The following is a 15,428-nucleotide window of genomic DNA, read 5'->3' as shown; positions in this document are numbered from 1 at the left end:
CAAGGGAAATGGGGCTGCGTGGGGTCGGGTAGCGGGGCAGCATGACCGTGTGGCTGATCTGTCATAGGACAACGTGAGCTGTTTCTTCGATCCAGATCTGATGGGGGCGTTGCCGGACGTGCATGTCCCGGATGCTTCGGTGCAGGACTGGCAGGCGGTCCTCGATCTGGTCGTGGAGAAGGGCTGAAAGTGCCAGTACTCCGAGGGAGAGACAGTGCTTCCGGTGTCCCGGGCGGAAGCCGTGCTGTGCCGCCCGGCTGATGTCGAGTGCCCGGACCTGCGGGTCTGGCCGGCTGCCGATGTGTTGGCGATCTTCCGTTTTCATGCCGACGATGAAGTCGACGTCGACCTGCGGGAGTTGCAGGGCCAGGGTCGACTTGATCTGTTCTGCGGCTTCTTTCGGGAGATCGGGCGGCGGCTGGGCAAGCCGGTGCTGATGGACCCGGAAGGCGACCGTGGCCACCCGGTGCTCGGCTTCGATGTCGAGGCCGACCGAGTCGAACTGCTCGCAGACCCGCAGGTCAGGTGACTGAGGCAGACGGCTGCAGTTCGTAGAAGGTGGCAGTTCGCCCGCTTCCCGAGTGCCCCGCAGTGCTGACGGGCCACCCCGGCCGAGTCCGGCCGCACTGGGGAAACGACACATCGTCGACCACCCGCACCTGTGGCGTGATCGCCTCGACCGGACGGCGGGCGATCCGTCGCCGCACCGGCAACGGATCCCACGGCGACTGATTCACGAACTGCTGCAGGGCCTGCATGTTCCCGTCCGGCAGTCGCTCGGCCATCGGCTGGACCGACTTACGCCGACCCTCCATCATCAGGCCCCGCAGACAACACGCACCCCACCTCGCTGATCCCGCCGCGGCAGAGACCCGAACGCATCACCAACGAACTCCGCCAACCCGCCCCGGAGCCGCTCGACATCCCCCAGCTTCACACTCAGAAGGATGCCCACCACCAGGCGATATCACCCAGTGCGACGAAGCGCTATCAGGAGTGCACTGCTTGCCGAACCATAGCGGCGAAGTCGTGGTAGGGCTCGGGGTCGCCACCGTCGCCGGGCCACCACACATACGCCGTCCACTCGCCGTTTTCCCCGATGCTGTCGGCATGCAGCAGCCAGTAGCAACCGCTGCCGCCGTCGTCGTCAGCGATCAGCAGGCACCGCTTGACCAGGGCGAGATGGTCCACGAAGGAACTGTCCGACCACGCTTCGACGAGGTCGGCGTACAGGTCGGCGAACCAGCCGATGTCCTCGACCTGGAATAGGTCGACGAACCCCAAGCTTTCCCAGCCGTCGCTGACCTGGAGGAAGTTTCGGTACGAGGGAGGAAACCTCACTCCGAGCCGCTCCTCAGCGGCCACGATCGTTTCCTCACCCGCCGGTTCGCCCCCGGCCCACCCGGCCTCCAGCCGCTGCTCACTGATGACCTGCCGATGCTTATCGATGGCCTCACGGGCCTCGTCTGAGTCGATGTGCCCGACGCTGTAGTCGCCGAGGAACGCACGCCATTCCGCGACCGTCATGGGCGAAGGGGTCGACATACCTGAACTCCAATGATTCCTAGGGTGGGTCTCGGACAGCTTCACACGCCCCACTGACAATCGAATCGTGTGCTGCCCCGGCGGCGACCCCGGCCCTTGAAACCGCCGCTCGGGACACGGCGCGACCTCGGTGGTTCCTGCTGCGGATACGGCTGGCTTGCAGCGATACCTGCGAACGGTCTGCTCTCGGCCTACGCCCGGCACCTGGCTAAGGACCTGGACAACCGCCGTCAGCTCTCAGCGACCCCGTCACACAACGCGGTGCAGGTCGCCCGCTCCATCCGCAAGCGGCTGCGCGACCGTCAACAGCTCGGGGAGTAACCGCAGCCGAGCAGAGGGCGATTGAGCACGGCATCGCGTGCATGAACATCCGCCGATGAGCTGGTGCTGGAGGCTGGTCCTCGCGAGGCCGCGGTAGCGGGATCTGCGCAGGCCGCAGCGCCCGACGGCCTGGGAGATGGTGCCCTCGACACCGGCACGGATCTTGTACCGCTCTTTCCAGGTATCGGTTCGCTGCTCGGCTCGGGCCGTGCGGACGGTTTCATGTTTGCCGCAGCCCTGCACCGGCGGCGCGGCCGCCGGACAGCCCGCCGCGGCCCGCGTCCGTGAGGCTTGGACGCGGGCCGCGGCTTCGAGGGGAGGGCTCCGTTCGGCAGGGGTTCGTTCGGAGGGTTCTCGGCAGGGGCTTGTCAGCAGGCGCCGAGGTCCTGCCAGACGCCCCACTGGCCGGTGGTGCCGGGCTCTTCGCCGGTGGTCCACCACTTGGCCCGCCAGTTGTGACTCTTCCAGCTGACCTGGTTGCCGCCGATGTAGATGGCGTTCGGGTCCCAGCTGGTGCCGCTGCAGCCGCCGCCTCCGCCGGTGACGGTCAGCGAGTAGGTGGTGCTGTGGGTGGCGGTGCCGGTGCCGGTCACCGTCACGGTGTAGGTGCCCGCGGTCACCGACGTGCCGACGGCCACGGTCATGGTCGCGGAGGAGCCGGACTGCACGGAGGCCGGGGCGAACGAGACGGTCATCCCGGTCGGCGCGCCGGACGCCGTCAGGTTGACGGTCTGGGCGCTGCCCGAGGTGGTGGCGGTGGAGACCGTCGCGGTGGTGGTGTCGCCCGGCTGGACGCTGCCGGCGACGGGGTTCACCGCGACCGAGAAGTCGTTGGCCGGGGCCGTGGTGCCGACCGCCGTCTTCCACAGCGTGTAGGCGACACCGTCGGCGCTGCGGTCGAGCGCCGTCGCGTTGATGTTGGCGGTGGTGTCACAGGACTGGTGGTAGCAGGAGTCGTACGACCGGTTGGCCGTGCCGCCCCACTTGGTGGCCTGCGCCGCGGTCTTGATGGCGTCGGCGCCCGTGGCGTACGCGGAGGTGGCGATCCCCGCCTGTTGGAAGGAGTAGTCGTCGGACCGCCCCTGGCCTTCGATGTTCTCCTCCGGACGGAGGTTCAGCGAGTCCCAGTACTCCTTCATCGGGGCCGCCGCGGCCGAGGTGATGTTGTTGATGAAGTAGCCGGCGTTGGTGGAGCCGACCATGTCGAAGTTGTAGTAGGCCTTGATGGCGCTGCGCTGCGTGGTGCCGAGCTGGCTGACGTAGAACTGCGAGCCCTGCATGCCCTGTTCCTCGCCGTTCCACCAGGCGAAGCGGACGTGCTTGGCCATGGTGGGATTCTGCTGGGCCAGGACGAGGGCGTTCTCCAGTAGCGAGGCAGAGCCGGAGCCGTTGTCGTTGATGCCGGGGCCGGCCGACACGCTGTCCAGGTGCGCGCCGAACATGATGACCTGGTCGGTGGGCCCGCCGGGCCAGTCTGCGATCAGGTTGTTGCCGCGGTTGGTGCAACCGGTGCAGGACTGCTCGGTGACGCTGTAGCCGGCCGCCTGCAGCTTGCTCTTGACGTAGGCGAGCGACGCCGTGTAGCCGCCGGTGCCGGCCTGGCGGGTGCCGCCGTTCTGCTGGGCGATCGTGTACAGCTGCGCCAGGTGCGCCTGGACGTTCGTCACGCTGATGTCGGGAGCGGTGCCGCCGGGGTTGGTCCCGCCGGGCGTGACTGTGAGGGTGTACTGAGCGGTGTGGCTCTGGGTTCCGCTGCCGGTCACGGTGATGACGTAGGAGCCCACCGCGACCGCCGAGCCGACGGTGACCTTCATCGTCGAGGAGGCGCCCGACTGCACCGAGGCCGGGGTGAACCCGACCGTCACACCGGCCGGGGCGCCGGAGGCCGTCAGGTTCACGGTCTGTGCGCTGCCGGAGGTGACGGTGGTGTTGACCGTGGCGTTGGCCGAGGCACCCTGCTGCACCGAACCGGCCGTGGGGCTCAGCGACAGCGAGTAGTCACTGTTGCCGCTGGGCGTGCAGGTGGGTTCGCCGCTCTGCGCGGGGATGGTGATGGCGTCCCAGGCCGCCTTGGTCCTGGTGAACAGGGCGCAGCTGGGGTCGAGGTTCTTGGCCGCGGTCAGGGTGGCGACGCGGTACCGCTTGTGGGTCATTCCGCTGGTCTTGAGCAGCATGCCGCCGTAGAAGACCTTGCCGGCCTGCTGGATGCCGACGCCGGTGACGGTGGAGTTGTTGCAGGTCGGGCTGGTCGGCTTGCCGCCGCCGGGGTTGGAGCCCTCGGCCAGCAGATAGAACCAGTGGTTCAGCGGGCCGGCGGCCGCGTGCTCCTCGGTGTTGGGTATCGAGGAGCTGTAGCAGTTGGGGTCGCCGATCTGGGACGGGTTGTGCATGATGCGGATCGGGCCGTTGCCGACGAGGTTGATGGTCTCGCCCACGGTGTAGTCCGGGCTGTCGTACGGGGAGGGCTCGTTGGTGTACGCCTCGGTGAGCGCGCCCATGATGTCGCCGGTGGCCTCGCCCAGTCCTGACTCGGCGCTGGCCCCGCCGGGGGTGAACTGGTCGAGGCCGTGGCCGAACTCATGGCCCACGACGTCCATCGCGCCGATCCACTGGTTGGCCGTGTTGTGGCCGATGGAGACCGAGGAGCCGTCCCAGTAGGCGTTGACGTCGTTGAGGCCGACCTTCACCGGCCAGCTGCCGCCGTTGCCGTCGTGGCCGTTGCGGCCCAGCCAGTCGCGCAGCATGTCCCACTCGTGCTGCGCCGCCCACATCACATCGACGCAGCCGGTCTCCTTGGAGGTGGCGCTGCCGGTGCCCCACGTGTCGCTGGACTTGGTGAAGACGCTGCCGGTCGAGTAGTCGGCGCAGCTCAGGCCGGGGCGCCCCGGGTCGCGCAGCGAGTAGCTGGCACCCGAGCCGGTGGTGGCGATGCTGAGCGGGTTCGGCCCGTTCCACTGGCTGTTGCCGGTGCCGGCCTTGACGTCGTCGTAGTGGTCGAGCACCGCTCCGGTGGTCGCGTTCACGAAGACGTGCAGATGGCTCGGGGCCTTGGCGGTGCGGCCGGTGAGGACCGTCTCCCAGGCCAGCGCGTCGTGGCCGTCCTTGACCCGCACGACGAGGCGGTGCGAGTCGACCTTGTCCACCGCGGTGAGCCGGCGGCGGGCGGTGGCCTCGGCGGTGCCGGCCGTGACGGTCGGGGTGGTCGGCACGTTGATGCGCGTCGAGTCGGCGGACTGTGACGCCTGCACCCGGCCCTGCCCGTCGGCCAGGATCACCGCGTCCCCGCCGACCACCGGCAGGCCGCGGTAGTTGCGCTCATAGGCGACCGAGTACAGGCCGTTGACCCAGGGCGTCACCTGGCGCCGTTCGTAGCTCTCACCCGGTCCGTTCACCAGCGCGTCGAAGCCGCTGTCGGCGGCCCGGTCGGCCGCCGACACCGCCAAGGCCAACGGCCCCGGGGAGACGGACGGGGCGGGGGCAGCAGCTGCCGGCTGGCCGCTGGTGGCGACCATCATCCCGGCGAGGACGGCCAGGGTTGTCCCGGCCGTCACCGTTCTGCGTTTCATGGGGCTCCTTGACTAGGGGCGTGCCTTGAGTACGAAGCCGCCACCCCGCCGGCCGGACGATCGGCCCGGACCGGTGGGTAAGGGGCGGACTCACGTGTTTCAAGTGAGCGAGCGAAACGCTCACATCACGCCATGTCCTCGTCAAGGGTCTAGACAAGCTCCGGCAACATACGGCAACTTCTGACAACGTCCGAGGTCAAACGCACCGGTCATCGGACACCGGACCGGATGCGGGCCGAATGCGGGCCGGGAAACGCCGGGGGCGAACGCCCCGCCGACGCGTCAGGTCCCGTACGGGATTTGCTCCAGCAGACACCGCGTCTCGCGGACGCCGGGGTAGCGCGTCGTCAGTCTCGTCCGCAGTCCGGCGAGCTCCCGGTTGACGCTGGTCCGGTCTGCGGCGACCGCCTCCGGGAGGACCGGTGCCGCGGCCGCCACTGCGGCGTCCAACTGCCCGGAGCACACGAACGCGTCGGCCAGCCGGAGCGTGAGCAGCAGCACGGTCGGCCGGTGCGTGGCGGGCAGGCAGCTCAGGGCTGCCTCGGTGGCCTTGACGGCCTGCCGGGCGACCCACAGAGCACCGGTGATCACGGCGGCGTCGCGCAACGTCCCGCCGATCGACGCCTCCACCTGCAACCGGCCGGTGGCGCCGCCGAGCCAGGGCGCCTCGATGAAGTCCCGCCCGTCGAGGCGGTCCAGCGCCCGCCGGGAGAGCACGACGCGCTTGCGGCACTCCGCGAGGTCGCCCCCCAGGGCGCGCGCCCGCGCCTGGTGCAGGTGCGACATGGCCACCATCCAGGCCCGGTGCGGGTCCACCGTCCCCAGCTCCTGCGCATAGGCCAGTGCGGACGCTGCGTCCCCGTCGAGGCGGACCAGGGTGCAGACGTCACACAGCAACGTGGCCCGCGCCACCACGTCATCGGCGACGTCCGCCCAGGTCAGGCCGCGCGCGAACCAGGTCATCCCGAGAATCCGCTGTCCCCGCTCCACCCGGAGCCAACCCGCGATCTGCGCGCATTCCGCGGCCAGCCGCAGCTGCGGCACCGGCAGGGTCCCGCGCCGGTTCAGCGTCTCGGCCCAGCGCACCACGACGCGCAGCACCCGCTCGACCGAGCCGACGGTCCCGGTGGAGACGCTCTCCAGTCCGTCCTGGGTGTACCCGACGATCAGGGCGGTCAGCGCGTGCATGGCGTCGGCTTCCGTGCCGGGCCACCGCTCCGTCCGCCCGTGGTCGCCGTCGGCGGCACTCAGCAGCGTGAGTGCGTCGGCGAGCGGGGGCACCTCGCAGTCGCCGCTGTGCAGCGGGCAGGACAGCAACCGGCCGGGCCAGTGGTGGACGGGCTGGGGCGCGGCCGGGTCGCCGCTGTCGCGCGGCGCGGTCGAGAACAGCGTCGCGGGCAGCAGCGGCGCGCTGTGGCGCTCCTCCGGCCGGCCGGCGAGAATCGCGAGGAGCTCGCCCCGGCCGTCCAGTAACACGTCGAGCCGCAGCGGCAGCCCGGCGGGCGGCTCCCGGACCCCGCCCTCCAGCTTGCTGATCAGCGTGTGGTGGTACCCCACCCGAAGCGCCAGTTGACGCTGAGTCATCCCGGCCGACCTGCGCAAGGCGCGCAGCCGCCGCCCGAACTCCGCCCACGACTGACGCACTGCGACCGTGTCGGTGCTCATGGACCCTCCCGGCCGGAAGTCGTCGTACCGCCGCTGCCGTCCCTGGCACCGGCGCACACCGATCGGCGCTGGGGACTACTAGAAGATTACGGTCCGGGGGCCGCCGGACAACGACGATCAGTGCGATCCGGACTCCCGGTTTCCCGTTGGCGGGCAATCGGCGCGGCCTGACCGGATCTCCTCGCACACACATCGAACGCGGCCGGTACAGCCCGAGGCAGACCGAAGGGCGTCGCTCCGTCGCAGCGATGTGACTGAGCACTTCAGTCGGCGAGTGGAGCACCGGTGAGCGCCGGTAGGGTCGCCCACGGACGCTGAGCGGCACTGAACTGGGCTTTACTGATGATGAGGTCAGACATGACGAACGTCGCCGAACGGCGCGCTGGAGAAGGCAGGCCCGCGCCGCGAGGGCGTGAGGTGAGGCTCGCGGTTCCGCGACGGCGTGCACAACGGCGGCGTCCTGTATCGCGTTCCGCATACTGACGGCACATGAACAGCGCCGACGCATTTCTGGAGACTCTCGCGACAAGCGGACTGCCGCCCCTGCACGGTGGGCGGCACGCGGGCGACGACTTCCGCGCCGACATCGTCACCCGCGACCTGGGGCCTCTACGGCTGGCCGAACTGGTAACCCCGGAGGGCGAGTGCTTCCGGGACGCGCGGTCCGCCCGCGCGACCGACAGCGAGCTGTGGCAGATCGAGCTGGTGACGCAAGGACGAGTGCGCGCCCAGCAGGGCCACAACACCGCTGTGCTCGGGCCCACCGACCTGGTTCTGATCGACCCGGTGCGGCCAGTCCGGTTCGCCAGCACCGCGTCCACACACGTGACCATGCTGGTACCCCGGCGCTCGCTGCGGCTCGGACCGGACGACGCCGCCCGGCTGGCTGGAGTGCGTATTCGCGGAGACCAGGGCCCCGGGGCACTGGTCTCCGCGCTCGCGCGGGACATGATGCGGACCCTGGACGGATTCCGCGCCGACGAGGCGGACAGGTCGGCGGCCGCGGTGATCGAGCTGATCGCGGTGGCACTCTCGGCTCAACTGGGCCACTCGCGGCGGCCGGTCGCCGACGAGACGTTGCGCACCCGGATCGTCGGCTTCATCGAGGCGAGACTGTCCGACAGGGATCTCGCTCCGGCGAAGGTGGCCGCGGCGCACCACATCTCCGTGCGCCGACTGCACAAGCTCTTCGAGGACCAGCCACTGACGGTTGCGGCCCTTATCCGCCAGCAGCGCCTGGAACGGTGCCGCGTGGACCTGGCCAGAACCAACCGAACCGTCGCAGCCGTCGCCGCCAGCTGGGGGTTCAGCGATCCGGCGCACTTCAGCCGGCTGTTCAAGGCCACATACGGGTACACCGCGGCGGCACTCATGTCCAACAACCGTGCGCAGATGATCAATGCGTCCGTCGCCCGGCCCGCCGAGGATGGTGCCTGAGAGTGTAGAAAGCAGAAAGGCGATCACATGGAACAGTCAGTCGAAGCAATGAGCGCTATCCCGGCCCGGATGAACGAGGGCTGGAACAGCGGTGACGCCACCGCGTTCGTTGCCGATTTTGCGGATGACGCCGAGCTCGTAGACTTCGAGGGCACCATTCACAAGGGACGCGAAGCGGTGATTGCGTTCAATCAGCCGCTCTTCGACACAGTGCTGAAGGGCTCCCGGATGACGCGGGGCGAGGTGCCGTTCGCCCGGATCGTCCGCCCGGGCTGGGGCGTTGTGCACCACCGCGTCGCCATGGTGATGCCGGGCGAAGAGGAGCCGCTGTCGAGTCGCTACTTCATGCAACTGCTCGCGCTCGTGTGGCAGAACGACCGCTGGGAGGTCGCAACATTGAGCCTTTTCCATCTTGATCAGGTGGCGAGTTCGAGGGCGACGACGGCTCGGACGGCGGCGGTGATCCGGGTGGTGCTGCAGCGAAGTTTCCGCAGGAGCCGCCGGGACTTGAGGATGGCCATGGCGCGTTCGCCGAGGCTGCGGATCTTGGCGTGATCGCGGTTGTGACGTCGGCGCCAGCCGCGCAGGTGCTTGCCACGGATCGGGACACGGATCGCAGGGCCGGCACCCTGATACGCCTTGTCGGCCCAGCACTTGATGTCGTCTGCGGCGAGGGCGGCGGGAATGCCGTGGACCCGCGCCGCGGTCAGGTCGTGTGTGGCTCCCGGCAGTGCGTCCGAAGCCCAGATCAGGCGTCCGGCGGGATCGGCGAGGACTTGCACGTTCATCCCGTGATGCTTCTTCTTCCCCGAGTAGTACGGCCGGTCGGCGGCGATGCGGTCGATCGGCAGTACGGTGCCGTCAAGGATCACGTACGCCTTCTTGCGGACGGTCGTCATGGCCTGTTCCAGCGTGGGCGCGAGAGCGGCCAGGAGGTCGACGGCCTCGCGTATGTAGCGGTAGGCCGTGGCGATCCCGATGCGGAAGCCTGCGGCGAGACGGGCGTAGGTGTCGCCGCAGCGTAGGTGGGCCAGGACGAGCATGGCCTGTCGGCCGCAGGTCAGGCGCCGCCAGCGTGAACCGATCCGACGGCGGTGACCTGCGAGAAGACCGGAGAGATGCCGCAGAGTGCGGCTGGACAGATCGATGCCGGACGGGTAGACAAGCACGCGAAGGCTCCTGGCGGACTGGTGATCTTGGTCGTGAACCCGTCTACCAGGAGCTTTCTTCATGCCCGCCGCCGGGGCTGCCGGCCCAACCACCCGTCAGGTTGGAAGAGGTTCAATCCGTCGCTGTTGTGACGGGCGTACTCTTGTGGCAGGAGCCAAAAAAAGTGCTCGGCTGTGGGATTCTCACAGCCGAGCACCCATGTTTGGCGCCCTACCGGCCGAGAAAGAATTCGGCGGAGGACTTCTACATTTCACCGCTCGGGCTGCGCCCGTCCACGCCGGAAATCAACCTGCGCGCCGATTAATTAGACGTACCAGTTGCTCGTGCCGTTGACACTCAGCCGCACGTTCACGGTCCCACCGCCCGACGAGGGGACGTTGACCGTCGGTGCGTAGCAGCCGCGGGTGAATCCCGGGTTGAGGGTCGAACTGTTGCACAACGTGTTGCTGCCGAAGCTCGACACGACCTCACCAGCGATGACGGCAGCGGCAGTTCCTGAGTGCTGGACGACGAGAACGACCTGCGTGTCGTTGTTGGCGTTGGTGACGACACACGGCTTGAACTTGATGTTCGTGGAGATGCTGTGTGTCTTGTAAGGGAGGCAATCCCAGTTGCTGTTTGTGTTCACTTCCTGCCAGTTCGCCGCAGCGCTGGCAGGAGAGGCGGCGAACGCGAGGGCTCCCGCAGCGGCGGCAGCAACCGTCAAAGCTTTGAAGCGCACAGGAATTCCATCTCCTCGATCAATCTCCGCTGCGTGATTGCGGAGCGGGGTTTCCATTTCCCCACCGATTCCATTGCCCGGAGTGGGCCCGTTGATCTTATGAACGTCCAACTCGGCTCGGAAAGAAACAAATAAGCCACGAAATTTTCACAAATGGCTGAGAGTTGACGGTCAACAGCTGCCCGAATCCCCGCCACGATGTTGCGGGGCTACGCCCCTCTCATACCGAGCAGCCAGGAATGCACGCGCAAGCCATCACGGCTGCACACGCCAGCGGCCTCCACCTGTCCAGGAACCGGGTGGCCCGCCAGTCACTCTCGCCCGGGGCGCCGGGGTCACGCAGGGACCGCAGATCGCCGGGCATCTCCGGCAGGGCGAACGCGGCCGGTACAGCACGAGGCAGGCCGAAGGGCGCCGCCCCGTCGCAGCTGTGCCGAAGCACGATGGCTGCCACCATCGGCGGCCACTGACCAGTGGCTTTGACGCGGCGAAGCAGGGTAGTTGTCACCAGGTCGGCGCGCTACTTGTCACCAGTAGCGCGCGGAAGCATGACGGTTGTAACCGGCTCCGCTGCTCCGTTGGCGAGCTGAGCTGCTCGGTCGCGCTCGCGCGGCCCGGCGACTGTGGCTACGCCTGGGTGAGGCCGATAGGCACCGGTCCTGCGTATGCTCGCCTCGACTGTGGGGCTGAGGGGGGGGTGGGCGTGCTGAAGTTGCTCGGCTTGTTCGATGACTTCGGTCACTTCGGTGAGCTGGCCGCGGGACCGCTAGGGGCCCAGGTGCGAGCGTCTGGCGAACCGGACGAAGCGCAAATTGTGGAGTACTTGGACGTTGGTCATCACCTCACGTACTTCATGGAGGCCGGGTTTGACGTCCTCACGGGTGCGGTTCACAGGCACACATCCGGCTGTTCGTCCCTGGTCACCGACGGCTTGTGGGTATGGCGCGCGGACTTTGCACACTACTTGGAGGCGTACCACGTGCCGTTGCCCGCAGACTTCGTCGCCCGTGTCCGCCAGTTCCGCCATCAGATGCCGGACCTGGTCGGTGCGGACTTCGCGCCGGTCTTCGACGAGGTGGTCCGGGGCTTCGGATGGACGCATGTGGACCCCTGGGACGCAGACTCGATCCTGCGCCCCCAACCACGAGCTGTCCTGACTCGCGCAGAATTCGTATCGAGGGTCCGGCAAGAACGGCCTGCCGGCTCTTGGGGAAGGGCACCGCGCAAGCCTCGCAGGGACAAGAATCGCGGTCTTTAGCGATCCCGCGAAACGCTGCTGGTCTGATCAGTGGCGAGTAGTTTGTAGCGAATCGTGGTCATCCGGCCTTGGGGAACATCGGTACAGCCGTTGGCGCTGAGATTGATCATGAGGTCTAGCTGCGGATCTCCGTGTTCGGGTGAGGCTGGGCCTGGAGGCGTTCGTGTACGGCCTCGGGGAACAGCGGTACAGCGGTTAACGCTAAGCCGATAATCACGGGCCTTTCAGCAACCACCGCAGCTGCGCCGACCGGCCGCCGCATCACCCGACCGCCCTGCAACGCGTCGAGCAGCAGCCCATCGAGCGTTCCGCCGACCAGTTCGGCGTAGTCGCGGTGCGGCAGCGGGACCGGGCGGTCGTGGTCGGCCCCGTAGACCCGGCCGCGCAGCAACTCCTCTTCCCTGTCCATGTATCCCAGCCTCCCAGCCTCCCAGCCTCCCACTGACAGCCGGGGCCCGGTACTTGTACCCATCACCTCGCCGCCGCCGACAGCACGGGCTTGCCCAGGCCGGCCTTGGGCTTGCCCGCGCCCGCCGGAGGCTTGCCCGTGTCAGCCACGCAGGCGTGAGAGGGCGGTTCGTGAGCTTTCGCGAGGTTCTGTCGGTGGCGGGGTCCGCGAGGAGCCGAGAGTTTTCATCGGCTGCTCCCTGTGAAGCCGTCCCCTTTACCGCCGCACCCCCACAGCGCGAACATAGTGGGGGACAAAGCACCGGGAGGGAACGACCTCTTACATCTCTGCCGCATCGATGACCATCACCCCGACCAGCCACATGATGAGGTAGAAGGTCATCAATATCCAGGAGATCACTTTCCACAGGCGTGCCTTCTGTCCGCTTCGCCGGACCCAGGCAGGCACGGCGACCAGCACTGCGGCCGCTGCGAAGCTATTGAAGGCCCACTTCTGACCCGATGCCAGCGGGATCGTGACGCTGCCGATGCTTGTCGTGCTCATGTATATAATTGCTTCCCACATCAGGAACAGGGAGATGGTCAGCCGAACGCCTTGTGTGACGTGCGTTCGCCACTGCAGGCGCACGGGCGCCGGATCTGGCGTGAACCCTGGGAGCAGCGCTGGCACGGGTGTGGGTGGGGATATCGGTGCACGTGTGGGGAGTGGTGCGGTCGCTACTGCCATCCGGAGGGCGACGCGCATCGATTCCGCGTCGGGGTAGCGTTGCTCGGGCCGCTTGGCGAGCGCGCGGGCCAGCACCGGTTCCAGGCGTGGATGTCCGAGGACTCCGAATGAGGCCAGTGTCGGTGGCGGTTCATGCAAGTGCCGATAGGCGATCGCGAACGCGTCCGACCCGTCGAATGGTGTCCGGCCCGTCATCAGTTCGAAGAGCAGCACGCCGACTGCGTACAGATCGGACCGTCCGTCGAGATGCGCCGAGCCCTGCACCTGCTCGGGTGACATGTACTGAGGAGTGCCGATCGTCATCCGCGTGCCGGTGAGGGCGCTCCCGGCACCGGCGGCCGCGCGGGCGATACCGAAATCTGCCACTTTCGCGATGCCGTCCCCGGACAGCAGGATGTTTGCTGGTTTGATGTCGCGGTGGACGAGCCCCTGGGCATGGCTGGCGGCCAATGCGGACAGGATCTGGTCCGTGATGCGCACTGCGGCTGAAGCGGAGAGTCCATCTGTACGTAGCCGGTCCGCCAGCGAAGGTCCCGTGACCAGCTCCATCACGAAGTACGGCGCCGACGGCCCGTCTGCCCGCGGCTCTTCACCAGTGTCGTGCACGGTTACCACGTGCGGGTGCCGGAGCGCGGCCATGGCCTGCGCCTCGCGTCGGAATCGCTCCGGATGGCTCGCGTCGAGGGCGAGTCCGGGCAACATCGTCTTGACAGCCACTGCCCGCGCCAGGCTGAGGTCGTAGGCCCGGTAGACCTCGGCCATTCCGCCGCTTCCCAGTAACCCGTCGATGCGGTACCGGCCTCCGGCCAAGATCTCACCTTGCGCAAACACATCCCCCATGTGACCGATCATAGGAGCAACGCGGACGCCCGAGGCCGGTTCATGAGTTGATGTCAATTCCCTGGTGAGGCTGAGGCAGGGCTGCCGCTCGCGGCACCCCGGCACCGGGTGCGCACCATCGGGGTGCGCTCAGTGGCCGGCCTCCCGGCCCCGGTGCGGTCCGGGCTCCGGCGGGCGGTGCGCCTGCTGGTCGTCCTGGCGTACCGGGCGCACCGCGTCGGCGTTGTCCGGTTCGGTGTAGCGGGTCGTGCGGGTGCGGGAGTCGTCGGCCGCCTTGGTGAACGCGTCCTTGAGGTGGCGCAGCCGTTCGGCGGTGAGATCGAGGGCTTCCACGTCCGTGCGGGACTTCCTCAGGGCCCGTACTGCTGTCATGTCGATCGCCTCCTGGCCGTCGGGCTCGGGGTCGGCGGCCTCGGGCGCGAGCAGCTGCTCGGGCATCGCCGCCTGCCGGTGGGCGACGATGTCGTACGCGCGGCCCCGCACGCCGGTGGCGGTGGTGGTGCGCAGCTTCTCCCGCACCACCGCACCAGCGAGGACAGCGCGCTCGTACTGCATCCGGATGCGAGGTATCTCCCACTCCCCCGCGTCCTGACCCGAGGGCTGGGGTGCGGTCGGCTCGCCGGGATCGGCCGGGGGTTGCCGGCCCGGGTCGGGAGTGGGGGTGGGTGGGCGGCGACGGCCGGTGAGGTCGGACAGAGCCCACCGTGCGGTGTAGAGGCGGTAGCCGGCCTCCAGGCCGCGTACGGTCTTCGGCTCGCTGATGTCCAGGCAGTACGTGGAGATGGCGGCAGCCACGGTCCGGTCGTCCAAGTCCGGCTCGCGAAGTTGGCCGCGCAGGACGAGAGCGAGGTGGCGGCGGGCCTCGGCGAGCAGGTGCCGACGGTGAAACCGGCCGCCCTCGCTCATCACGAACACCGTCGCGGCGACGTCGACGGCCGCCAGGGCGATGTCGACCACGGCGGCGGCACGGGCGTACTTGAGAAGGGAGTTGATGATGTCGACGGCCACCTTGGAGGTGGCAATCGCGCTCTTCTTCCAGTCGGCGCGCAGTTGCGCGAGGGAGCGGATCTCCTGCTTCTTGGGCGGGCGCGTCATCTTCGCGGCGACCTGGTTCAGCTTGTCGCGGGCCCGCTCGGAGACCACGGGCAGGAACCGCGGCCCGCCGTCGTCGTCGACGGCGGTGACGTACTCGTGCTCCAGCTCTGCCAGGCAGGCGGCGATCTGGTCGCTGCGCCGGGAGGTCCAGCGGATCAGCTCGTGCGGCACCCCGGCAATCTCCATGACCGGCCGGCGCCCGGGGGTGACGGTGCGCGGCTCGGTCGCCAGCCCCAGCGCCTCGCAGACCTCCGCGGCCACGAGCTCGTTGTAGAGCGCGGAGACGGCCACGGTGTTCTCGTGCGGGGCCAGGGTGTGAATCGAGCCCCACTTCCCGTCCAGGCGCTGCCCCTTCACGGACAGCAGCAGATGGTCACCGAGCAGTTCTTCGCGTTCAGGGTGTCTCATGAGACAGCTGATCCCGACCTTCGCGCCGGTCAGCGAATCGCGCGCCGCGCCGCCAGGCGGCGTGAGCCTGTGAGGCGGTGAGACAACGCCAAGATGCTGAACCGGTGCGCCGGCTCCGGCAGAACAGTGGGTCATTGATGAGGCTCCATGAATCTCCCAACCGGCTGCTTGGAGGTTCCTCAGACCCGCTCGCCGCGATTCCCCACCTGCAGCAAGTTGTGGACCGGTGCCGCTCGGGCGGGACCAGCTGTTGCTGTGCCACGGAGG

Annotated in this window: 9 protein-coding genes and 4 pseudogenes; 3 read left to right on the top strand and 10 right to left on the bottom strand. The window is 68.4% G+C overall.

Going from position 1 to position 15,428, the window contains the following annotated elements; translation table 11 throughout:
• The first annotated feature begins 100 nt into the window (after positions 1-100).
• A pseudogene (locus tag OG413_RS42990) lies at positions 101-529 on the top strand (hypothetical protein).
• 26 nt (positions 530-555) lie between these two features.
• Here OG413_RS42990 and OG413_RS42985 read toward each other — a convergent pair.
• From OG413_RS42985 to OG413_RS42965, 5 genes and pseudogenes are all read right to left on the bottom strand, one after another.
• A pseudogene (locus OG413_RS42985) lies at positions 556-937 on the bottom strand (transposase); the annotation flags it as partial.
• 53 nt (positions 938-990) lie between these two features.
• The gene (locus OG413_RS42980) at positions 991-1,545 is read right to left on the bottom strand and encodes an SMI1/KNR4 family protein (protein ID WP_266815353.1); all 555 of its coding nucleotides are present in this window, start codon (positions 1,543-1,545) and stop codon (positions 991-993) included.
• Between the two features lie 378 nt (positions 1,546-1,923).
• Positions 1,924-2,094: pseudogene (locus OG413_RS42975) on the bottom strand (transposase); the annotation flags it as partial.
• Between the two features lie 140 nt (positions 2,095-2,234).
• Positions 2,235-5,432, bottom strand: a complete 3,198-nt coding sequence (locus OG413_RS42970; protein WP_266815351.1) for a M28 family peptidase — start codon at positions 5,430-5,432, stop codon at positions 2,235-2,237.
• Positions 5,433-5,714: 282 nt separating this feature from the next.
• Entirely contained in the window at positions 5,715-7,097 is a 1,383-nt protein-coding gene (locus tag OG413_RS42965; RefSeq protein ID WP_266815349.1) for a helix-turn-helix transcriptional regulator, read from the bottom strand.
• A gap of 489 nt (positions 7,098-7,586) precedes the next feature.
• Between OG413_RS42965 and OG413_RS42960 the strand changes: the two genes are divergently transcribed.
• The gene (locus OG413_RS42960) at positions 7,587-8,534 is read left to right on the top strand and encodes a helix-turn-helix domain-containing protein (protein ID WP_266815347.1); all 948 of its coding nucleotides are present in this window, start codon (positions 7,587-7,589) and stop codon (positions 8,532-8,534) included.
• A gap of 27 nt (positions 8,535-8,561) precedes the next feature.
• A pseudogene (locus OG413_RS42955) lies at positions 8,562-8,915 on the top strand (SgcJ/EcaC family oxidoreductase); the annotation flags it as partial.
• A gap of 35 nt (positions 8,916-8,950) precedes the next feature.
• Here OG413_RS42955 and OG413_RS42950 read toward each other — a convergent pair.
• The 5 genes from OG413_RS42950 to OG413_RS42930 all read right to left on the bottom strand — a co-directional run bounded on the left by OG413_RS42950 (position 8,951) and on the right by OG413_RS42930 (position 15,161).
• Positions 8,951-9,703, bottom strand: coding sequence for a transposase family protein (locus OG413_RS42950; RefSeq protein WP_266815345.1), 753 nt, complete (start codon positions 9,701-9,703; stop codon positions 8,951-8,953).
• A 305-nt stretch (positions 9,704-10,008) separates the two neighbouring features.
• A complete protein-coding gene (locus tag OG413_RS42945; protein WP_266815343.1) occupies positions 10,009-10,482 on the bottom strand; it encodes a hypothetical protein in 474 nt (157 codons plus the stop codon).
• Between the two features lie 1,316 nt (positions 10,483-11,798).
• A complete protein-coding gene (locus tag OG413_RS42940; protein ID WP_266815341.1) occupies positions 11,799-12,092 on the bottom strand; it encodes a hypothetical protein in 294 nt (97 codons plus the stop codon).
• 318 nt (positions 12,093-12,410) lie between these two features.
• Positions 12,411-13,658 carry a protein kinase gene (locus OG413_RS42935; protein ID WP_266815339.1) on the bottom strand — a complete coding sequence of 416 codons (1,248 nt, stop codon included), beginning with the start codon at positions 13,656-13,658 and terminating at the stop codon, positions 12,411-12,413.
• Positions 13,659-13,787: 129 nt separating this feature from the next.
• Positions 13,788-15,161, bottom strand: coding sequence for a relaxase domain-containing protein (locus tag OG413_RS42930; RefSeq protein WP_266815337.1), 1,374 nt, complete (start codon positions 15,159-15,161; stop codon positions 13,788-13,790).
• Positions 15,162-15,428 lie beyond the last annotated feature (267 nt).

The sequence above is a fragment of the Streptomyces sp. NBC_01433 genome, assembly GCF_026340105.1.
Classification (GTDB): domain Bacteria; phylum Actinomycetota; class Actinomycetes; order Streptomycetales; family Streptomycetaceae; genus Streptomyces.
The sequence above is the reverse complement of the archived record's forward strand: the minus strand, read 5'-3'. Positions and strand labels throughout refer to the sequence as shown.